At 48.6% G+C, this 21,004-nt stretch carries 23 protein-coding genes, 1 other RNA gene and 1 pseudogene; 17 read left to right on the top strand and 8 right to left on the bottom strand.

Going from position 1 to position 21,004, the window contains the following annotated elements:
• The first annotated feature begins 73 nt into the window (after window positions 1-73).
• From ACQ5ES_RS06415 to murA, 7 genes are read left to right on the top strand one after another with little or no spacing between them, the layout of a single operon-like run.
• A complete protein-coding gene (locus ACQ5ES_RS06415; RefSeq protein WP_445015104.1) occupies window positions 74-928 on the top strand; it encodes an ATP-binding cassette domain-containing protein in 855 nt (284 codons plus the stop codon).
• Window positions 921-1,697, top strand: a complete 777-nt coding sequence (mlaE, locus tag ACQ5ES_RS06410) for a lipid asymmetry maintenance ABC transporter permease subunit MlaE (RefSeq protein WP_445015103.1) — start codon at window positions 921-923, stop codon at window positions 1,695-1,697. Before ACQ5ES_RS06415 ends, mlaE begins: the two co-directional genes overlap by 8 nt.
• 6 nt (window positions 1,698-1,703) lie before the next feature.
• The gene (mlaD, locus tag ACQ5ES_RS06405; protein WP_445015102.1) at window positions 1,704-2,171 is read left to right on the top strand and encodes an outer membrane lipid asymmetry maintenance protein MlaD; all 468 of its coding nucleotides are present in this window, start codon (window positions 1,704-1,706) and stop codon (window positions 2,169-2,171) included.
• A gap of 9 nt (window positions 2,172-2,180) precedes the next feature.
• Window positions 2,181-2,840: an MlaC/ttg2D family ABC transporter substrate-binding protein gene (locus ACQ5ES_RS06400; RefSeq protein ID WP_445015101.1), complete on the top strand. Its 660-nt coding sequence runs from the start codon at window positions 2,181-2,183 to the stop codon at window positions 2,838-2,840.
• Window positions 2,841-2,844: 4 nt separating this feature from the next.
• Window positions 2,845-3,147, top strand: coding sequence for an STAS domain-containing protein (locus tag ACQ5ES_RS06395; RefSeq protein WP_445015100.1), 303 nt, complete (start codon window positions 2,845-2,847; stop codon window positions 3,145-3,147).
• Window positions 3,148-3,179: 32 nt separating this feature from the next.
• Complete coding sequence (locus ACQ5ES_RS06390) at window positions 3,180-3,437, top strand: BolA family protein (protein WP_445015099.1); 258 nt, start codon at window positions 3,180-3,182, stop codon at window positions 3,435-3,437.
• A 15-nt stretch (window positions 3,438-3,452) separates the two neighbouring features.
• Entirely contained in the window at window positions 3,453-4,709 is a 1,257-nt protein-coding gene (gene murA, locus ACQ5ES_RS06385) for a UDP-N-acetylglucosamine 1-carboxyvinyltransferase (RefSeq protein ID WP_445015098.1), read from the top strand.
• Here the strand turns inward: murA and ACQ5ES_RS06380 are convergent.
• The 3 genes from ACQ5ES_RS06380 to ACQ5ES_RS06370 all read right to left on the bottom strand — a co-directional run bounded on the left by ACQ5ES_RS06380 (window position 4,706) and on the right by ACQ5ES_RS06370 (window position 7,792).
• Window positions 4,706-5,767 (bottom strand): trypsin-like peptidase domain-containing protein, encoded by a 1,062-nt coding sequence (locus tag ACQ5ES_RS06380; RefSeq protein ID WP_445015097.1) that lies wholly within the window; start codon window positions 5,765-5,767, stop codon window positions 4,706-4,708. The two genes, murA and ACQ5ES_RS06380, sit on opposite strands and share 4 nt — an antisense overlap.
• A 142-nt stretch (window positions 5,768-5,909) precedes the next feature.
• A complete protein-coding gene (locus ACQ5ES_RS06375; protein ID WP_445015096.1) occupies window positions 5,910-7,256 on the bottom strand; it encodes a DegQ family serine endoprotease in 1,347 nt (448 codons plus the stop codon).
• 98 nt (window positions 7,257-7,354) lie between these two features.
• On the bottom strand, window positions 7,355-7,792 hold the full coding sequence (locus tag ACQ5ES_RS06370; protein ID WP_445015095.1) for a Z-ring associated ZapG family protein: 438 nt from the start codon (window positions 7,790-7,792) through the stop codon (window positions 7,355-7,357).
• 52 nt (window positions 7,793-7,844) lie between these two features.
• On the opposite strand from ACQ5ES_RS06370, the gene zapE reads away from it, so the two are divergent.
• The 8 genes from zapE to ACQ5ES_RS06330 all read left to right on the top strand — a co-directional run bounded on the left by zapE (window position 7,845) and on the right by ACQ5ES_RS06330 (window position 13,950).
• On the top strand, window positions 7,845-8,987 hold the full coding sequence (gene zapE, locus ACQ5ES_RS06365; protein ID WP_445015094.1) for a cell division protein ZapE: 1,143 nt from the start codon (window positions 7,845-7,847) through the stop codon (window positions 8,985-8,987).
• 251 nt (window positions 8,988-9,238) lie between these two features.
• Window positions 9,239-9,667, top strand: a complete 429-nt coding sequence (gene rplM / locus ACQ5ES_RS06360; RefSeq protein WP_445015093.1) for a 50S ribosomal protein L13 — start codon at window positions 9,239-9,241, stop codon at window positions 9,665-9,667.
• A gap of 17 nt (window positions 9,668-9,684) precedes the next feature.
• Window positions 9,685-10,077 (top strand): 30S ribosomal protein S9, encoded by a 393-nt coding sequence (rpsI, locus tag ACQ5ES_RS06355; RefSeq protein WP_445015092.1) that lies wholly within the window; start codon window positions 9,685-9,687, stop codon window positions 10,075-10,077.
• Window positions 10,078-10,297: 220 nt separating this feature from the next.
• A complete protein-coding gene (petA, locus tag ACQ5ES_RS06350; RefSeq protein ID WP_445015091.1) occupies window positions 10,298-10,888 on the top strand; it encodes a ubiquinol-cytochrome c reductase iron-sulfur subunit in 591 nt (196 codons plus the stop codon).
• Window positions 10,888-12,150 (top strand): cytochrome b, encoded by a 1,263-nt coding sequence (locus tag ACQ5ES_RS06345; RefSeq protein WP_445015090.1) that lies wholly within the window; start codon window positions 10,888-10,890, stop codon window positions 12,148-12,150. Before petA ends, ACQ5ES_RS06345 begins: the two co-directional genes overlap by 1 nt.
• Window positions 12,150-12,896: a cytochrome c1 gene (locus ACQ5ES_RS06340; protein ID WP_445015412.1), complete on the top strand. Its 747-nt coding sequence runs from the start codon at window positions 12,150-12,152 to the stop codon at window positions 12,894-12,896. Before ACQ5ES_RS06345 ends, ACQ5ES_RS06340 begins: the two co-directional genes overlap by 1 nt.
• A 14-nt stretch (window positions 12,897-12,910) precedes the next feature.
• The gene (sspA, locus tag ACQ5ES_RS06335; RefSeq protein ID WP_445015089.1) at window positions 12,911-13,540 is read left to right on the top strand and encodes a stringent starvation protein SspA; all 630 of its coding nucleotides are present in this window, start codon (window positions 12,911-12,913) and stop codon (window positions 13,538-13,540) included.
• 5 nt (window positions 13,541-13,545) lie between these two features.
• Window positions 13,546-13,950, top strand: a complete 405-nt coding sequence (locus tag ACQ5ES_RS06330; protein WP_445015410.1) for a ClpXP protease specificity-enhancing factor — start codon at window positions 13,546-13,548, stop codon at window positions 13,948-13,950.
• A gap of 60 nt (window positions 13,951-14,010) precedes the next feature.
• On the opposite strand, the gene dolP is transcribed toward ACQ5ES_RS06330, so the two are convergent.
• Genes dolP through ACQ5ES_RS06310 form a run of 4 tightly spaced genes read right to left on the bottom strand, consistent with a single transcriptional unit; the run spans window position 14,011 to window position 17,367 of the window.
• Window positions 14,011-14,583 carry a division/outer membrane stress-associated lipid-binding lipoprotein gene (dolP, locus tag ACQ5ES_RS06325; RefSeq protein ID WP_445015088.1) on the bottom strand — a complete coding sequence of 191 codons (573 nt, stop codon included), beginning with the start codon at window positions 14,581-14,583 and terminating at the stop codon, window positions 14,011-14,013.
• Window positions 14,580-15,152, bottom strand: a complete 573-nt coding sequence (locus ACQ5ES_RS06320; protein ID WP_445015087.1) for an SIS domain-containing protein — start codon at window positions 15,150-15,152, stop codon at window positions 14,580-14,582. Before ACQ5ES_RS06320 ends, dolP begins: the two co-directional genes overlap by 4 nt.
• A 9-nt stretch (window positions 15,153-15,161) precedes the next feature.
• Window positions 15,162-15,512 carry a YraN family protein gene (locus ACQ5ES_RS06315; protein WP_445015086.1) on the bottom strand — a complete coding sequence of 117 codons (351 nt, stop codon included), beginning with the start codon at window positions 15,510-15,512 and terminating at the stop codon, window positions 15,162-15,164.
• Between the two features lies 1 nt (window position 15,513).
• The gene (locus tag ACQ5ES_RS06310; protein ID WP_445015085.1) at window positions 15,514-17,367 is read right to left on the bottom strand and encodes a penicillin-binding protein activator; all 1,854 of its coding nucleotides are present in this window, start codon (window positions 17,365-17,367) and stop codon (window positions 15,514-15,516) included.
• A gap of 94 nt (window positions 17,368-17,461) precedes the next feature.
• Between ACQ5ES_RS06310 and rsmI the strand changes: the two genes are divergently transcribed.
• Window positions 17,462-18,313 (top strand): 16S rRNA (cytidine(1402)-2'-O)-methyltransferase, encoded by an 852-nt coding sequence (gene rsmI / locus ACQ5ES_RS06305; protein WP_445015084.1) that lies wholly within the window; start codon window positions 17,462-17,464, stop codon window positions 18,311-18,313.
• A gap of 10 nt (window positions 18,314-18,323) precedes the next feature.
• Window positions 18,324-18,679, top strand: an RNA gene (gene rnpB, locus ACQ5ES_RS06300) — RNase P RNA component class A.
• Window positions 18,680-18,783: 104 nt separating this feature from the next.
• On the opposite strand, the pseudogene ACQ5ES_RS06295 reads toward rnpB, so the two are convergent.
• Window positions 18,784-20,592 (bottom strand): annotated as a pseudogene (locus ACQ5ES_RS06295) (putative bifunctional diguanylate cyclase/phosphodiesterase); the annotation flags it as partial.
• Window positions 20,593-21,004 lie beyond the last annotated feature (412 nt).

Genomic DNA, 21,004 nt, shown 5'->3' with positions numbered 1-21,004 from the left:
TACCACCCGGTGCTAGGGAAAAGCCCTGATTTCAGGTAAACTAGGCGATCTGTAAAAAAGGGAAGAGCCAGCTATGACAAGCGCTGACGTCGACGACCTCGTCGTTATTGAAAATCTGGATTTTGCCCATGCCTATGGGGCGCACAAGGTCTATAAGGGCCTGGAAATGCGGATCCCGCGTGGCAAGATCACAGCTGTGATGGGCCCCAGCGGTATCGGTAAAACGACACTATTACGGCTCATAGGTGGGCAACTTAAACCGCAGCGCGGCAGTATAACCTTTGCCGGGCACGATATTCCGCGGCTCTCCCGCAGTGCACTGTACGAGCAACGCAAACGAATGAGTATGTTGTTTCAAAGCGGTGCTTTGTTTACCGATATGTCGGTATACGAAAATATTGCGTTTCCAATACGCGAGCACAGTGACCTACCGGAAGAAATTATTAAAACCATCGTGCTGATGAAACTTGAAGCGGTTGGTTTGCGCGGCGCGCGCGATTTAATGCCGGCGGAATTATCAGGTGGTATGGCCCGTCGTGCTGCACTTGCCAGGGCGATCGCACTGGATCCCGAACTGATTATGTATGATGAACCGTTTGCCGGGCAGGATCCCATCTCGATGGGCGTTATCGTCAAACTCATCAAATCGTTGAACACCTCGCTAGGTATTACCAGTGTGGTGGTTACCCATGATGTCGCGGAAGTTTTAACTATCGCCGATAAGGTGGTGATTATCGCCGATAAGAAAGTCGTAGCGCAAGGTACACCAGATGAGTTAAAGGCCTCCGACGATGCCCTGGTACAACAATTTTTATCCGGTGAAGCTGACGGACCAGTACCGTTTCACTATCGTGCTAAAAGTTTTGCTGAAGATATTTTAGGTGAAGAGCTTGAGTCAGCGGAGCAAAAGGGGAATGGCAATGCTTGATAAAGTCGCAGCGCTTGGGAAATCTGTTCTCGACAGTATTGCCGGTGCCGGTCAAGCCTTGGTAATGCTGTTGCGTGCGCTAATTGGCAAACCACAACTACGCAAATCCTGGCCGCTGCTGATGCAGCAGATGTACTCCGTCGGTGTGCTCTCCCTGGTTATTATTATTGTTAGTGGTCTGTTCATTGGAATGGTTCTTGGTCTGCAAGGCTATACTATTTTGGTGGACTTTGGTGCAGAACAAAGCCTCGGCCCTATGGTGGCGTTATCGCTATTGCGCGAGTTAGGCCCGGTAGTTACGGGGTTATTGTTCGCTGGTCGAGCGGGCTCAGCACTGACAGCAGAAATTGGTCTGATGAAAGCGACGGAACAACTTTCGAGCCTGGAAATGATGGCAGTCGACCCATTACGTCGGGTTATTTCACCACGTTTTTGGGCTGGGTTTTATAGCATGCCGCTGTTAGCTGTTATTTTTTCTGCAGTTGGTATTTATGGTGGCTACCTAGTCGGCGTGCGTTGGCTGGGGGTTGATGAAGGCGCCTTTTGGTCAGTGATGCAATCGAATGTCGAGTGGGGACAAGATATCCTCAATGGCATTATCAAAAGTTTAGTTTTCGCCTTTGCAGTGACTTGGATTGCACTGCACAAAGGTTTTCACTGTACTCCAACCTCGGTCGGGATTAGTCGGGCAACGACATCGACCGTGGTGACAGCTTCGTTGGCTGTTTTGGGGTTAGATTTTGTTCTCACCGCACTGATGTTTGGGTAACAGATTATGGAATCAAGAAATACACAGTTAGCTGTTGGTTTTTTTGTCATTATTGGTGTTCTCGCACTACTGTTTTTAGGCTTGCGTGCGGCCAATACCACCATCGGCGGTAGTGGCGAAACCTACAAGCTCTACGCGAAATTTGACAATATTGGCGGCTTAAAAGAACGCTCACCAATAAAAGTTGGTGGTGTCGTGGTCGGACGCGTTAGTCGCATCACACTTGATGGTGATTATTACGAACCGCTGGTTGAGATGACAATTAGTGCACAATACGATGAATTTTCTAACACATCATCGGTCTCAATATTAACTTCGGGCCTGCTTGGTGAACAATACTTAGGGCTAAGCCCTGGATTCATTGATGACACTGTAGAGATGTTAGAGGACGGCGATTACATTCAAGACACAAAATCTGCTTTGGTGTTAGAAGATTTGATCGGACAGTTCTTATTTAGCCAAGGTAATGATTAAGGAGTAGTGATGAAAACCTGGTATGCATTCTTGATGACAGCGCTGTTGGTGGTCTCTGGAACAGCTGTGGCGAACTCTGATGTAGTTCGTACTGGAAACCCTTATGAGTTACTTGAGCAAGTGGCGAATAAAACGGCGAAACGAATTGAAAACGATCGTCCAAAGATCAATGAGGATATCGATTATTTACGCGTGATTATTCGTGAAGAGTTGATGCCTTATGTGGATTCTACCTATGCCGCTAAACGTGTATTGGGACGAAACCTGAAAGACACTAGCGAAGCACAACGGCAAGAATTTTACGCGGTATTTCGTGAGTATTTGATCGCAACTTATGGTCGCGCATTTACTCAATATGATGAAAAAAAACACGAGTTCGAATTTGAACGAGCTCGTGAGTTGGCACCAGACGATCGCATGGTGGAAGTGAAGACACGCTTGATGGAATCAGGGCGTCCACCCATTCGTCTCGATTTCAAGATGCGCTACGATGAAGATCAAAAAATCTGGAAAGCATACGACTTAGTGGTTGAAGGTGTCAGCTTACTGAACAGTAAAGCGGCCGAGATTTCTTCTGTGATTCGCAGTAGCGGTATAAATGGCACTATCGAGTTGTTACGTGAAAAAGGCCAAGAACCCATTCAGCCCTACAACAACGGTAATAGTTAAGCTTATGTTTGCGGAATTAAGTTGGGAATTAGCTGACCAACGGTTAACCTTCAGCGGTGAGCTGACTCGGGCAACCGTGGCACGGGCCTGGCGCCAACGCGATGACTGGCTTGACAAAGATCAAGGTAAATTGACGGTAGACTTAGCTGCGGTTGACCATGTTGACTCTGCAGGTGTGGCAATGCTGTTGCAGCTGAAAAAATATTTAATGCAACACCGATGTGAACTTGTTATTAGTCATCCGAGTCAACAGTTTGACGCAATCGCAGAAGTTAGCGGTGGCGCCTCGTTGTTAACGCATGTTTAAATGGTAAATCAACCCAACAAGAATTTAGTTTAATGACAATTGATACGATTAAAGAACTTATCCAAGCTGCTCTGGTGTTAGAAGAACTCATTGTTAAAGTTGATGGTAGCCAAGCTTCGATTACTGCCGTCAGTGAAGAATTCGCTGATTTAAGCAGGGTCAAGAAGCAGCAGCTCGTGTACGCACCGCTGAGAGAAATCATTGCTAGCGGTGAGCTACATGCTGTTTCAATTAAAACTTATACCCCAACTGAATGGCAGCGCGAGAAAAAACTCGCAATGCTGAGTTAGAGCGAGTCGCGAGCGATGCAAAAATTTGTAATTAAAGGTGGCCCAGCGCTACACGGTGAAGTACGGATATCTGGTGCTAAAAACGCAGCTCTGCCAATACTAATGGCGAGTTTGTTGGCTACAGATGATGTTGAAATTCATAATGTTCCAGCCCTACAAGATGTGCAAACTTCGCTAAAACTATTGGCAGATTTGGGCATCAGCAGTGACGCGTTGGACGCCAACAGTTACCGAATTCATCCCCAAACCATCGCTCATCACATCGCTAGCTATGAGCTTGTGAAAACCATGCGCGCGTCTATTCTGGTTTTAGGTCCACTGTTAGCACGGCAAGGCAAAGCTCAAGTGTCCTTGCCCGGCGGCTGTGCCATAGGTGCACGCCCAGTTAATTTGCACATCGAAGGCTTACGCCAAATGGGCGCCGAGATTAGCGTCGAAAATGGTTACATAAATGCCCAAGTCGAGGGGCGTCTGCAAGGTGCTGCTATCTTGCTCGACACGGTAAGTGTTACCGGCACAGAAAACTTGATGATGGCAGCAACCTTAGCTGATGGCGTGACCACCATTGAAAATGCTGCGCGCGAGCCAGAAGTTGTCGACCTGGCAAACTTTCTGAATACGCTAGGTGCTGATGTACGTGGTGCAGGCAGCGATACCATCGAGATTCATGGGGTTGAAAAATTGCATGGTGGTAGCTACTCAGTACAGCCGGATCGTATCGAAACGGGCACCTTTTTGGTCGCAGCTTTAGTTACTGGCGGTGATGTTACATGCCGCAACACTGATCCAAGAATGCTGGATGCAGTATTGAAGAAATTAACTGAAGCTGGCGCCACTATCACCAAGGGTGATGACTGGATACGCTTGCAAGCGCCGTCACGGCCTCGCTCAGTGAACGTGATCACAGCGCCACACCCAGCATTTCCAACCGATATGCAGGCACAGTTTTGTACACTCAACGCGATTGCAGAAGGTACCGGTTGGGTGCGTGAAACTATTTTTGAAAATCGCTTTATGCATGTGCCTGAATTGCAGCGTATGGGTGCGCAAATCGAGTTGGAAGGTAACACTGCTATCTGTAAGGGCACTGACCGTTTGGCTGGAGCACAGGTGATGTGTACCGATCTTCGTGCTTCCGCCTCGCTGGTTATTGCTGGATTAGTTGCTAGTGGTGAAACCACGGTGCAACGCATTTACCATATTGATCGCGGTTACGAGACCATCGAGAAGAAATTATCTGCGCTGGGTGCACAGATCGAACGTCAGGATTAGTAACGTAATTTCGCTATGGTCACCGTGGTAGTGAGCTCATCATTACCACGGAAATAGCGAATCTCAAGCTCCGTTTCAGGAGTCGTAGTTGATATCAAGGCTAACCCGTCTGCCGCAGATGAAATCTGCTGGCCAGCGATTTCAACAATGTAATCCTCTGGTTTAAGCCCTGCGCGGTCTGCTGGGCTGTTGGGGTCAACACCGGTAATGAAAATTCCAGGTTGTTGGTATACCTGAGCGGCAGGAGTGTCGCCGGTATTGATGCCCAAATAACCTCGTACCACCTCACCTTCTTCAATCAGCGTTTTCATAATGCTGCGTGCCAACGAATAAGGTACTGCGAAATAGATACCTTCGACACCTTGCCCCGCTGGGCCGCGGAACTGTGCGTTGTTGATACCGACCAAGTATCCCTCGCTATTGACCAAAGCGCCACCAGAAGCCCCTTCATTAATGACAGCATCCATTTGCATCAGATCGGCATGACTATTGATCACGCCCATGCGCCCGCCAGATGCACTCACAATACCCTGGGTAATGGTTTGCCCAAGATTAAGTGGGTTGCCAATTGCCAGCACTACATCTCCGACATTTGAACGAAGCTGATTGTCCTGAGGAATGACGGGAAGGTTATCGAGTTCAATACGCAACACCGCAAGATCGGTGATGGGGTCGACCCCGATCACTTGCGCACTGGTACGGCGGCCGTCTTGCAACGCGATCTCGATGGAGCTGACGTTCGCTACGACATGCGCTGCGGTTAAGATATGTCCAACGTTGTCCATAATCACGCCTGAACCTAAGCGCAAAACTGTACTCGGACGGCGGCTATAATATGAGCCACGAGTTTCACTTAGACTATAAATATTAACGACCGCAGGTGCAGCCCGGTTAACTGCTTTTGCAAAGCTCATCGGTTGATTGCTTTGCTGCGGAGCAAGCTGCCAGTTCTTCAACAACGGCTGCAACCAAATGACCAATGCCGCAACCACCAAGCCAAGTAGAATTGAGCGTAAGAGATAACTAAACCAATTTTTGGGCTGGGTCGATCGCGTCATTTTTCTTCCATTAATGTGTTGAGCAGAGTTGATCAGGAGTTAGTGAATAAGCATACCACTTCTGAAAAAAAGAAGGCAGCTTTGTTAAGCTGCCTTTAGAACGTGCGCTGTGTAACTCATTTGGTCTAGAAGATATATGGGGTTAACCACCACGTAAAACAAGATACAAGGATGAATTACCGCGGCGAATATTCAGTGCTACAACTCCGCGCGCGCTGTCCAGAGCAGTTCTTAATTCACTCACCGATGCTACGGATTGACGGTTAACTGCCATGATAACGTCATCTTTACGCAGCCCGTAACGCGCGGCCATTGATCCCTCGACGAGGTCAGTAATCAGCACGCCACCGCCGTCGTTTGCCGCTAAGGTTGCGCCTTCCAGGGCAGGGTGCAAGTTAGCTGCCACAACTGCCGTTTCCTCAGCGCTCAAGGTGACAGCAAAATTACGTTCATCACCGTCGCGTAACACAGTTAACTCGATAGGTTTGCCAACTCCCATGGTTTTTACCCGAGCACTCAGGTCTGAGAAGCTTTTAACTTTCTCTCCGTCGACCGCAACGATCACGTCGCCCGACTGCAAACCTGCTTGGTCGGCTGCACTGTCAGGCAGAACTTCGGCAATAAAAGCACCTTGTTTGGCTTTTAAGTTCAAGGCTTCGGCAATATCTGCAGTCAGGTCATTGCCGCGAACACCTAACACACCGCGGCGCACTTCACCGAATTCAATCAGTTGCTGGACGAGTGCTAACATCATGTCTGAAGGAATGGCAAAACCGATACCAATGTTGCCGCCGTTAGGACCTAAAATAGCGGTATTGATACCGATCAGCTTGCCGTTCAGCGTTACCAGAGCACCACCAGAGTTACCGCTGTTTATCGCGGCGTCAGTTTGAATAAAGTTTTCGATTTCTTCGATACCCAAACCACTGCGGCCTAGCGCACTAACAATACCTGAGGTAACAGTCTGGCCAAGGCCGAAGGGGTTACCAATGGCCACTACAAAGTCACCGACACGCAGATCTGCCGAACTACCAATCTCGATTTCGGTAAGATCTTCACCATCTTTAATCTTTAGGAGAGCAATATCAGAGTTGGCGTCGGTACCTATAACTTCAGCATCAAATTGGGTGCCATCTTTTAAGGTAACCAAAATTTCCGAAGCGCCGTCGATAACATGATTATTAGTTACCACGTAACCTTTGTCTGCATCAATAATCACACCTGAACCCAAGCCGCGGAATGGCCGCTCTTGTACTTGCTCCCGTGGACTATTTGGGCCAAAGAAAAAACGGAACATATCGGGAACACGCTGCCGAACTTCGCGACTGCCTTTCACTGATATGTTGACGACTGCAGGAGTAACTTCTTCCAGCATAGGCGCCAATGTTGGCGTTTCATCCTTGTCACTAAAAAAAGGAATATTCGCCTGAGCGGGACTCAGTGCCAATAGACTTGTCAGGGTAATAACTGCAAAGAGTTTCATTCTCATAGGGTTCAGACTCCATTATTCAACACGACTTTATTCAACACAACGTTGCGTGCAAGTAAAGACCGACCCTATGGAAATAAGTTCAGCTTAGAGATGTTTCAAGATGTTTTTTGTTTTGACGACGAAAAAAGTCCACTCTTCTTGTCTGAATAGTCTTGAGGAGGTTGTTCCGCTGCTTCCTTCTTGGCCTGACGACTATCGTTCTGTAACTTGCTAGCCATACGCAGTTGGCGCATGGTGTCTTCAGCGAAGAACGGCAAACTTGGCTGTGTTTGTTCCTGTTGCAGCAATTCTGAACTGTGCTGCAAATAAGCTTTAAGCTTGTCTTGAGTCTCTTCGAGTTGCTCAACGAGCGCGCTGGCAGTGGAAAAGTGTTCTGCAACTTCTTGCTGATAAGCCGCTAACTGCTCGCGGCTTTGTTGTACTTCTGCAGTTAACCGCGCCTCGTCAGAGTGTTCTTTGAGCCAGTACCAGGCTACAAAAAAACCGAAAACAGCTCCTGCTAGCACTAACAGAATGCCAATGATTGCATCCATAAAAACTCCTTAAAAACACAATTCGCATGATAAACTAGTACCCCATAGCATAATGCAGAATAGGGTCGAAGTGGTAGTGACAACGCAAAACATCACCCCATTAAGTAAATACGAAGCCGATATAGCGAGTGGAGGATTCAGTCCTGACGCGGCGCAACGCCGCGCCGTTGAAGCGTTGCAGCGGTTATATGACGATTTAGTCAGTTATCGTGCGCAGCCGAAGGGTAGTTTTCTTTACAAGCTTAAAAGCCTTTTCGGCGCCACCAAACCGGCTCCCAAAGGGCTCTATTTTTGGGGTGGCGTAGGGCGTGGCAAAACCTATCTGGTGGATACTTTTTACGAAACTTTACCGTTTGAGGAAAAGTTACGCGTACATTTCCACCGGTTTATGCATCGCGTCCACAAAGAGTTAAAACAACTCAAAGGGCAGAGTGATCCGTTGCCGATTATCGCAGACAAACTGGCGAGTGAGACTCAGGTGATTTGTTTTGATGAGTTTTTCGTGCAAGACATCACCGACGCCATGATTCTTGGCACCTTAATGCAAGAACTCTTCAGTCGCGGAGTGGTGCTGGTAGCGACATCGAATATTGTGCCGGATGAGCTTTATCGTAATGGTCTGCAACGCCAACGTTTTCTTCCAGCGATCGCTTTAATCAATAAGCACTGTGAAGTGATCAACGTTGATAGCGGCATTGATTATCGCCTCCGCACCTTGAGCAAAGCAGAAATTTACCATGCGCCGCTGGATGATGAGGCAGACGCTAACCTACAACGCTACTTCACCGAGCTTGCTCCAGACCATTGCAGCCGCAACACTGATGGCACAATTCGAATTAATGGTCGTGATATCCCGGTTCGTCTCGAGTGCGATGATGTAGTGTTGTTTGAGTTCGAGGCTATTTGTGGTGGCCCACGCTCGCAAAACGATTATATTGAGCTGGCGCATCTGTATCACGCCGTACTCGTCAGCAATGTGCCGCAATTAGACGCAAATAAAGACGACGCCGCTCGCAGATTCATAGCCCTGGTTGATGAATTCTACGAACGCCGGGTAAAATTAATTTTATCTGCTGCGGTTCCATTAGAAAATATTTATGCTGAGGGTAGGCTAGAGTTTGAGTTCCGCCGTTGTATTTCACGACTGCAAGAAATGCAAAGCCACGACTATCTCGCGCAAGCGCACAAACCTTAGAAAGCAAAAGCGTTATTCGCTATTAGCTGTTTGATGTTAGTTGAAAGAACAAAAAGCAAAGCGCCTTTAACGAACATCGAACAGCAAATAGCCAACATCACTCTTGTTTTTCTGGTTGGTTTTCCCTATAATCCGCGCAGCCCACGTTACAGGTACAACTAACCAGTGAGTGGCGATGCCACAACGGTTGTTGTGGTTCGCGGGGAAGCCCGGAACTACTGTCGTGAACCTTTAATTAAGAGTATGTTTCAATGAAGACATTTGTTGCAAAACCAGAAACTGTACAACGTGACTGGTATATTATTGACGCCGAAGGTAAAACTTTAGGTCGTTTGGCGACTGAAGTCGCCCGCCGTTTACGCGGTAAACATAAGCCTGAGTACACGCCTCACGTCGACACTGGTGATTACATCATCATCGTTAACGCTGAGAAAGTGGCGGTTACTGGCCGTAAGGCACAGAACAAAATCTATTATTCACACTCTGGGTATCCAGGTGGTATCAAGGAAATCAGCTTCGAGAAGTTGATCGCCAAGGCACCAGAAATGGTCATTCAGAAAGCGGTGAAGGGTATGTTGCCTCGTGGTCCACTAGGTCGTGCCATGTTCCGTAAACTGAAAGTATATGCAGGCACTGAGCACAACCATGTTGCTCAACAGCCTAAACAACTTGAAATTTAAGACGGAGCACTAAGACAATGGCACAGAATCAATACTACGGTACTGGTCGTCGCAAAAGCTCAACTGCACGCGTTTTCTTGCGTCCGGGCAGCGGCAACATCAGCATCAACAACCGCACTTTAGAAGAATACTTTGGCCGTGAAACGGCACAAATGGTTGTTCGTCAACCGTTAGAGCTGGTCGACATGGTTGAGAAATTCGACTTATACATCACCGTTTCTGGTGGTGGTTCAAGTGGTCAAGCTGGCGCTGTGCGTCACGGTATCACTCGTGCGCTTATGCAATATGACGAAACTCTACGTGGCGACTTACGTCGTGCGGGTTATGTAACTCGTGACGCACGTGAGGTTGAACGTAAGAAAGTTGGCTTGCACAAAGCACGTAAACGTCCACAGTTCTCGAAGCGTTAATCTATCGTTCACGAAGCTGTACGTTACAGAAATACAAAACCCGGCCTTTGTGCCGGGTTTTTTGTGTTTATCCTTGTAAAAATCAGGGTATTTCTTTATCATCTGAAAGCATTTTTTTGCCGTTCCCCTGTGCCGGTCGGTGTAGGTGGATCTAAAGCAGCAGCTAATTACTGACTTCACGGCAATGTCCCGTGAAGCGTCCAAACTGGAGAGTAAGTGGATGAGCAATGCGCCTGTAGATAAAGGCCGCCGTCGTTTTCTGACTGTCGCAACCTCTGTGGTTGGTGCAGCAGGCGCGGTGGGTGTTGCTGTTCCTTTCATAGCGTCTTGGAACCCGAGTGCGAAAGCTAAAAACGCGGGTGCCCCTGTGGAAGTGAACATCGGAAAAGCCGAGCCGGGCCAATTGGTTCGCGTGGAATGGCGTGGTCAGCCTGTGTGGGTGGTGCGTCGGACGCCGGAAATGTTGGCGAGCCTTGAAGGCTTGGCAGATCAACTTCGTGACCCTAATTCAGAAGAGCCTCAACAGCCTGAGTATGCAGCAAATCTGTATCGCTCACGTAAAGAAGAGTTTTTCGTGGCAGTAGGTATTTGTACTCACTTGGGATGTTCACCGCAGTACTTGCAGGACGATTTCGCTGCGCAAGTTGAAGGTGTGAATGCCGGTTTCTTCTGTCCATGTCATGGGTCAAAGTTCGATATCGCTGGCCGTGTTTTCGAAGGTGTACCTGCACCTTACAATTTGGTTGTGCCTCCGCATTACTACATGAATGAAAACACCATCTTGATAGGCGAAGACGGGGAGCAAGCCTGATGAATAAGTTTATCGCATGGATTGACGAACGTATTCCGATGACCAAGACGTGGAACATCCACCTTGCGCAATATCCGGCTCCGAAAAACTTTAACTTTTGGTACTTGTTTGGCGTGCTCGCCATGTTGGTATTGGTTAACCAAATCCTGACTGGAATTTGGTTGACGATGAACTACGTGCCTTCTGCGGAGGGGGCGTTCGCTTCGGTTGAGTTCATCATGCGTGATATCGACTACGGTTGGTTATTACGTTATATGCACTCTACGGGGGCCTCAGCATTCTTTGTTGTGGTCTACCTGCACATGCTTCGCGGCATGATGTATGGCTCGTACCAGAAGCCACGCGAACTGCTGTGGGTCTTTGGTATGTTGATCTTCCTGGTATTGATGGCAGAAGCCTTTATGGGTTACCTGCTGCCATGGGGACAAATGTCCTACTGGGGTGCGCAGGTTATTATCTCGTTATTTGGTGCGATTCCGATTATCGGTGACGACTTGACGCTTTGGATTCGTGGTGACTACGTCATCTCGGGCGCGACATTGAACCGTTTCTTTGCTTTGCATGTCATTGCTTTGCCGCTGGTTTTGGTTATCTTGGTGTTCTTGCACATTGTTGCACTGCACGAAGTCGGCTCAAACAATCCAGAAGGTATCAACATCAAGAAGCCTAAGGGCTCGGTACCTGATGAAGAGAAGCCGAAATTCAAATTCCATGAGCGGTTTACCAAGAAATACGACATTGTCGATGCTTTCCCATTCTTCCCTTATTATGTGGTGAAAGATCTGGTTGGTATTGGTATTTTCTTGTTCTTCTTCTGCTACGTGATCTTCTTCGCGCCAGCTATGGGCGGCTTGTTCCTTGAGCCACCAAACTTTGAGCCAGCGAATTCGTTGAAAACCCCTGATCATATTGCACCGGTTTGGTACTTCACGCCGTTTTACGCAATATTACGGGCGGTACCAGAGAAGCTGCTTGGGGTCATTTTGATGTTCGGTTCGATTGCTGCGCTGTTCGTATTACCGTGGCTTGACCGGGCGAAAGTGCGTTCAATCCGTTATCGTAGCGGCTTCCACAAGCTTAATCTGACGGTGTTCGTGATTAGTTTTGTGGCACTGGGCTACTTGGGTCTGAAACCAGCAACGGAGGTGTATACCTTCTTTGCCCGAGTCTTCACCTTCTTGTACTTTGCGTTCTTTATTTTACTGTTCTTCTACAGTAAGAATGAAAACACGAAGCCAGTTCCAGAGAGGATTACTAAGTGATGAAACAGTTTCTTAAAACGACTCTGCTGGTAGCCGCAACCCTATGGTCAGTAGCAAGCTTTGCTGCTGACCCAACGGTACCACTTGATGAAGCTAAAGTTGATTTGCACAACAAAGCCTCGTTACAGCGTGGCGCGCAATTGTTTATGAACTATTGCCTTGGTTGTCACTCTATGGAGTATCAACGCTATAACCGCACTTTTGAAGACTTAGGTATTCCGGAAGATATTGGTCAAGCGAACCTTCAGTTTACTGGTGAGAAGATCGGTGACCTGATCACTAATGCGATGCCGGCGGAATCGGCAGGTAACTGGTTTGGTACTGCTGCACCTGATTTGACCCTGGTTTCCCGAGTGCGTGGTGCTGATTGGATTTACACTTATTTGCGTTCATTTTATGTGGATGAATCTCGTCCATTTGGTGTGAACAATGCAGTTTTCCCAAACGTGGGTATGCCTCATGTTTTGGAAGAATTGCAGGGTATCCCACGTAAGACTACCGAAAAACGAATGATCGACGGCGAGATGAAAGACGTTTACGTTGGAATAAAATCTGACGGCAGCGGAATGTTAAGTCCGTCTGAGTACGATCAAGCTATGCTCGATTTAACCAGTTTCTTGGTATATACCGGCGAACCGATGTTGCTTGAGCAGCGTCGTATGGGTTGGTATGTCTTCGGGTTCCTATTAGTCTTTACAATTTTTGCGTGGTTCTTGAAACGCGAATTCTTTAAAGACGTGAAGTAATGATGGAGAAAGACATGTCGGTTGCGGCAAATAAACGGTCAGTGATGACTTTATATTCGGGACGTAATGACTTACGTAGTCATCAGGCTCGAATCGTGTTGGCAGAAAAAGGCGTGGGTGTCGAAATCACCTACGTCGACAACGATCATATACCGGAAGATCTGTTGCAGCTCAATCCTTATCCGGATGCGTTGCCAACTTTGGTAGATCGTGAGTTGGTTCTGTACAACGCGCACATCATCATGGAGTACCTTGATGAACGTTTTCCGCATCCGCCATTGATGCCAGTGTATCCTGTTGCACGCGGTACAAGCCGCTTGATGATGTATCGTATCGAACGTGATTGGTATGCCCTTGCTGATGCTATCGTTAAAGGTGGTAAAGGTGTTGAGGCTGTGCGTCAAGAGTTGCGCGAGGGTATTCTGGCACTTGCGCCTATTTTTGCAGATACACCTTACTTTATGAGCGAAGAATTCACCTTGGTGGATTGCTACTTAGCACCGCTGTTGTGGCGTTTGCCGAGTTACGGAATTCAACTCGAAGGCGCTACAGCAAAAGCGGTAAAAGCCTACATGTTGCGTGTCTTTGAGCGTGATTCTTTCCAGGAGTCCCTCACGGATATCGAACGGGATCTAGGCCGGTGAGTGAGTTGACGGCAATGTCGGCACGTCGCCCGTACATGTTACGGGCGGTGTACGAGTGGTTGGTTGATAATCAATTAACACCCCACCTTGTTGTTGATGCGGAGTCACCCGGTTGTCAGGTGCCGCGTGAGTTTGTTCAAGACGGGCAAATTGTGCTCAATATCGCCCCAGGTGCTATCGACAATCTGCAATTGCTTAATGACTGTGTTGAATTTAACGCACGATTTTCGGGTAAACCTCAGCGCGTGTTTGTGCCGATGATCGCTGTGAGTGCGTTGTACGCTCGTGAGAACGGCGCAGGGACAATCTTTGAAGAGGAACCGCAGTTAGAAAATCAATCGCCAGAGCCGCCGCCAGAACCGCCAACTCCAGGCGGAAAAAAACGCCCCAGCCTCAAAGTTGTTAAATAAAACAGAAAAAGCGTTAACTTGTTTAAAGCCAACAGCGAAGGGCGCATAGCGAACATCGAGTTAACGGGTTTCGAAGGCGTCGATGACGCGTTTCACGCCGTTGGTATTACGGGCAATATCGATCGCCGCACCTGCCATATTTCGATCAACCAAGCCCATTAAAAAGACTTCACCATTCTCGGTGACAACTTTAATTTTATTGGCGTCGACAGTTTCATCAGTGACAAACTTGGCTTTGATCTTACTGGTTAGCCAACTGTCGTTACTAATAGTTTTCATACCAATGACAGGCGCGATTCTAAGTTCGTTGTGCACGCCTTGTACACCTTCAACAGCGCGGGTAATACTGGCAGCTAAGCCAGCCAGACTGGATTGCGAAACCTGACCAATCAACAATACTGAACGATTGAATGAGACCACTTGAATACGGGTTCCGGATAAACGGTCCTCGCTTTTCAGGCTGGTGATAACTTTAATTTCAATCGCCTGATCGTCGACCTGTGTGCCGACGGTACGTGAATCTGTAGCTGATGAAATGCCAATTGCAGTGGCGCCAACGAGAGCCGCTGCACAACCGGAAAGTCCAAGGATTGCGACAAAACTAAGAAGCGGTAGGCTTAATCTGTATTTCACGAATCGTCCTCCTGAGGAAAGATTTGCTGTTCGGCAAGACTGCATAACATGTTGACCAGCTGTAGTAGGTGTTCACTCACACGTGCGGCGTTGCGCGATGGTATACGTACTTCGACATCGTCGGGACCGAGCAAGCCGACGACATCCTGGTCGGCGTCATTGGTAAGCGCAATGATGAGCATATCACGGCTAAGAGCTGCTTCCATGGCTCGGCTTACACGCGGCGCCTCGGCGCCAGCGTTAAGTACCAGCAATAAATCACTGGGTTGTCCGACAGCGAGAATTTGTTGGGCAAAAATTCCTTCGTGATCACTCGCGCCATAGTCGGCGTGTAACGCGTTCACCGGAAAAGGCGGGCGCTCAAATTGCAACCCTGTCAGCATGATATGCGCGAAATGGCGCGCACTTGCATGGGCCATACTTTCGCCACAGCAATAGATTTTCTGGCCTCGTAATAAAGAGTCTACCAATAGCTCTGCGGCTCGCATTAAGGGCTCTTGCAGCTGATCTGCAGCGGCGATCTGGGTCTGGATGCATTCTGTGAAAATTGCTTTTACCGGCTCTTGCATACGTCCTCATTAAAAAGCATCTTGCAACCAATGCAGTTGCGAGGGTTGCTGACAAATCGCAATAACATCAAAGCGCAACCGGGTCTGATGTTCGTCAAGTTTGTGTGATAGTAAATAAAATTGAGCACTACGTCGAACCCGTTGACACTGTGCCGAAGTAATTTGCTCAACCACTGTGGCAAAATCTTCATTAGTTCGATATTTGACCTCGATAAATACCCAATGTTCACCGTCGCGCATGATGATATCGATTTCACCCAGATCACAGCGGAAGTTGCGTTCAACTAGCGTGAGCCCGTGCCGGGTTAAGTGTTCTACCGCTTGCTCTTCACCGGCGTTGCCCTGCGCTTTTGGTAGCATTTCAGTCGGCTACTGCGGCGGGTTTGACAATATGGCCGTCGTAACGCGCCCAATCGAGCTCGCGCGCGATACCGGTTGGCTGGCGCTGCAGATCCCCGGTTAATCCGGCAATGCGGAAACCAGGTAGTGCTTCCATCGTTGTTAGATTTTGGGTAAGTAACACAGCGTCGTGGCCAAATGCCGCAAGCCGTGCGAGATTATAATTCCAATGTCGGCGGATCTGTAAAAGCTCGCTTAACCTTGGGTATTCAGGATGATTAGGTAATAGCCAAGGAACCTCGGTAAAGCGCACGTCATCAAGATCATTTTCGCTGAGCTGATCACCGCGAATATGACTGGCAGAGGTAGCGAATACTGGAATAGGCGTCATGAATGGCGCGATATTTACGTCAATAAAAGGTTTTAATAAACGATTCTGTTCAATGGTACCGGGCAGGAAGATCGCATCAATATCGTCACGACTGCGCGCTTGCGCATCCACGAGTATTTTACCCGCGGTTATTTTAACTTCCCAAATCCGTGCTTCGCTTGCGGTAACCCCAAGTTTTTCCTGTACAACATTTTTCATATCGTCAGTGGTGCGATAGACCCCACTTTCGACTTTAGCATCGGGCTGTTTTGCGAGAAAGTAATCGCGGAAAACGTTAATCGCTTCTTGTCCGCGATTGCTGTCTGCTGCCAGAATTAACGGACGCTTCACACCGCGATCAACCAAAGTTTCTGCCACTTGGCGTATTTCCATTTCTGGCGCCAGTGCGTACCACAAATCGGGCTGTGCCATCAGTTGGTCAACAGTATTTAAAGCTATCCAGCGCACATTGGTGTTGGCCAAAGCGGCATTATCAATCTTCCCAATTTGTTCGCGCAGCAGCGGGCCGAGAAGTGTATCTGCTTGCAGTTTTTGCAGCTCTTCACCGAGGTTCGCATAATTGAAGGTTGAACTGTCGCGAACCGTAATCGAAAGTGACGGCTGGTCTTCTAAGGCCATCACCATACCATCAAGCACGGCTTGTCCTTGCTCAGCAAAAGGGCCAGAGAGCGGTAGTAGCACCAGTGCATGGTGCTCAGTTTCGGCGTGCTGGAGTTGTTCGCGTAGTTGAACCGCCAGCGCATTGGCTTCGTGCTTGGGATAACTTAATTGCCAGCCTTGAATGGCACTGGAGTCACTGGCGTCAGCTTGTAAATGGGCGGCGCGAAGTAAAGCCAACCAAGCTTCGGCATCGCCACCCGAAGCTGATAAATCTGAATGATGCTGTGCACTTCGTAAATACATCCAAGACCGATCGGGAGCTGTTTGTGCAGCCCCAAGAGCAAATAAGTCGAGTTGATATTGCGCAGCTTGTTGCGGGTGGTGCAGCTGCCAGGCTAAGTCGCGAGCAAAACGCAGCGCATCTACCTGTTGTTCGCTGTTCTGTCTTGCGTCACTTGCCAGCAGCTCAGTTAAGCCTTGTTGTGCTTCACGTAACTGCCCCTGACTGGCAAGCCACTGTAACGTAGAAAGTTTGTACTGGCGTTGCTGTGTTGGCGATAAGCTCGCTACCGAAGGCGCTAATTGACTTAGCAGCAATGCGCTGGTCTGCCACTGGTTCTCACGTTGCAGTCGTTGCACCTGAGTCAACAAATAGCGTCGTTGTGCAGCTGCACTCGGCTGCTCCGTCAGGTCTGTTAAAATCAGCTCTAAGGTTTGCGCCGTAACAGCAGCCTCTGGCTCGCTGAAATTAGGCACTTGTGTTTCAGCATCAGTTACGTTGTCAGCCCTGTTAGATGGCGTCGCGCAAGCCACCAAACTGCAAACAACGATGCACAGGGCTAACTTCTTTGGCACAATAGCAAGGTTCACCAATTTAACACTCACACTTGGTTCGACTGTAAAGGTTTAACATAGGCATACTATAAACCTAGCGGTGCAGTGACACAACGCAACAGAGTGAATCTTACAAGGGGTTAACATGCCGCAATCAGCACCAGGCATTCTTTATATTGTGCCTACACCCATTGGCAATCTTGGCGACTTATCGCCACGCGCGCAGCAAGTGCTGAGTTCGGTAGCAGCGATCGCTGCCGAAGATACCCGCCATAGCCGACAGCTATTACAGCAATTTGCGATTAAAAATGAGGTTTTTGCGCTGCATGAGCATAATGAGCGCGAACGCTCAAGCAAGGTCATTGAACGACTTGAAAGCGGTGATTCCATTGCTTTAATTAGCGACGCAGGTACGCCGTTAATCAGTGACCCTGGCTACGTGTTAGTACAGCAGTGTCGCTTGGCTGGGGTTAAAGTCATTGCCTTGCCAGGTCCTTGTGCAATCACTACAGCGCTATCGGCTGCGGGACTCCCTACAGATCGTTTTACGTTCGAAGGCTTTTTACCGGCGAAACCGCAACAACGGCGGAAAACACTCAACGCATTACTTGAAGAGCCCCGCACCATGGTGTTTTATGAATCACCACATCGTATCCTACATACATTGCAGGACTTACTCGAGGTCATAGGTGGCGACCGACCGTTAGTGCTCGCACGTGAGTTAACGAAGCAATTCGAGACCTATCTGAGCGGCAGCATCAGCGAGGTACTGCAGCAGGTTGAAGCTGACCGTAATCAACAACGTGGTGAGTTTGTGCTAGTACTAGCAGGAGCCCCAGTGCAAGAATCTGCGGCGGACGAACAGGCGGCGTTACGCACCGTGCAACTTTTGCGTAACCACCTGCCGTTAAAAAAAGCTGCTGCCTGCGCTGCCGAAATTCATGGTGTACGTAAAAACCAGTTGTACCAACTAGCGTTAGACGCCGATAACACGTAGAATGCGCCGCAGAGTTAGCCAGACAATCGCTGCTTGCGCAAGCAAGGGGAGGAAAGTCCGGGCTCCACAGGGCAGGGTGCCAGATAACGTCTGGGCGGCGCGAGCCGACGACCAGTGCAACAGAGAGTAAACCGCCGATGGCCTGCGTAAGCAGGATCAGGTAAGGGTGAAAGGGTGCGGTAAGAGCGCACCGCGCGGCTGGCAACAGTTCGTGGCACGGTAAACTCCACCCGGAGCAAGGTCAAATAGGGGTTCATTGGCGCGGCCCGCGTTGAACCCGGGTAGACTGCTTGAACGCTAGAGTGATTTAGCGGCTAGACGAATGATTGTCCACGACAGAACCCGGCTTATCGGCTAACTCGCTGATTAAAATGTTTGGTAAAGTCAATTAAGGTGTTCAGGCGCATACTTTGGCCGTAATAGAAACCCTGCTGGAAGTGACATTTTTTGCTTTGCAAGAATTCAACTTGGGCACGGGTTTCGACACCTTCGGCGACGACCTGCAAATCCAATGTGTGGGCAATTCGAATCAGTACCTCAACCAAAGCTTTTTGCTGTTTATTTTCCGGCACACCTTTCATAAACGCGCGATCAATTTTTATGACATCAATCGGATAAAAGCGCAAATAGTTCAGACTCGAATAACCGGTACCAAAGTCATCAATGGCCAAATGCACACCGGCACTGCGCAGTGTACGCAAACTTTCAACCTGGCGTTCTTGATTACGCATCAGCATCGACTCGGTGATTTCAAGCATCAAACTTTCGGGTGGCATGTTCGCCAACTCGAGCGCAGCGAGCCAATCGCCGGCAACATCTTTGTCGTTAAACTCACGCGGCGAGCGATTTACAGCTATGGTGAGATTCAATCCTGCGTCTTGCATGCGTTGCCAATCATGAATCACCTGCTTTAACACAAACTCACCTAACCAAACAATAGACCCGGTCTTCTCGGCGATAGGAATGAATTCACTCGGTGGAATTTCTCCGCGTTGCGGATGGTGCCATCGAATTAACGCTTCGCAACGGGTCAGCAAGCCAGTGGCTGTATCGATAACGGGCTGATATTCGACGTGGAATTGATCGGTCTCAAGCGCGTTAATCATCTGGTGGTGCAGAGCAATGTGTTGTTCGGTATTTTGCTTCAAATTTTCATCATAGAACGAAACTGACAACGACCCCGTCGATTTAGCAGCGTACATGGCTAGTTCTGAACACTTGATCAGTTGTTGTGCCTGCATCGCGTCATCAGGATACATGGCGATACCGACACTGGCGGTTACGTTAATATGATTCTGCTCGATATAGGCGGTATTGAGTAAGTCACTAACAATCGCTTTGGCGCGTTGTTCGGCCTGAGTACGCGTCTGCGTATCAGCGAGCACTACGGTGAACTCATCACCACCGACGCGGGCAAGTACATCATGCTTGCGCAATGAGTGACGAATTTGTTTGGCAACATGTTGCAATAGTGCATCACCAACGTCTTGACCGAGGGCATCGTTAATATCGCGCAGGTGATCTAAATCAAGCATAACCAGCGCAAACTGGCGCTGCTGCTGGTCGCAGTAATGAATACATCGCTCAAGTTGTTGTTGAAAGTAGTTGCGGTTTGCCAGCCCAGTTAGGGGATCAAAGCGTGCCTGATAACTAATGGTGTGCACGGCACGCCGTAACCGGTGTTGGGTTAAAATTAATGTGGCAAAGGCAGCAACGATAAGCCCAGTAAAAACCAGGCCAATTGACCAATATACAAGGAAGTTGTTTTGGTCATCAATCCAGCTGCCACGGCGTGGTGCAATAGCGAGTTCCCATTTGTCTCCGGGAACTTGCACATGCGTAATTAGCGGGTCGTGTTCAAGGACAACCGTATCGCCAGCGATTAATGCACCTCTACCGCTGAGTGATTTGCGATGAATTACCATGTGGTATTCGGGCTGGTCATAAAAAGCAATTTGGTTAAACAAGTGTTGATGATTAATGACCAACGAGGCAATGCCCCAAAAGTTACCATCCGCCTGAAAAATGGGTAACCGTGCAATAAAAGCGGTGCCGCCCTGTAGCAAGTCAACCGGACTACTCAAAATGATGTCGCGGCTACCAATGGCCTGTAGAATTTGATGATACTGGGCAGTCACGGTGCGGTAATCGAGTCCTAATAGTTGCTCGTTACCAACGAGTGGATAAATAAAGCTGATACGCAAATCAGGCGCTAGGGCAAGGTGGCTGATATCGAGATCAGTATCGAGAAACTCATCGATGATTTTCTGCAGTCGCATACGATCGGGAGTGTCCTGCCACAGAATCTCAGGTTTCAACGCCCGCAACACTAAAACGTTGGCTTGAATTCGCTGCTCTATACTCGATCGCATCGAACTCATGTGTTCAAATGCGCGGCGCTTTTCTGCTTCGCGTTCTTGTGAACGTTCGGTGTCGACAATTAGGTACACAGCAAAAACTAATGCCGATGCAATGAAAGCGAGAGCAAAAAAATCACGAAGCATACGCCACTTCGCCTGAACCGGCGTAACTGCTTGGGAATCTCTCCTTAAGTAGCTGATAAATTTACGCAATGTTTTAATTTTTTTTGTTAGCTGAGCTTGTTTTAGCATCTTCTAGCAGATTTCACGATGCGTCAACCCCTGTCGCATGTCGCAAACTCCCCTTTTTTCCTTGACAGTAGTAAAGATC

Source organism: Pseudidiomarina xizangensis, assembly GCF_052541995.1.
This window is presented reverse-complemented; position numbering and strand designations above follow the sequence as displayed.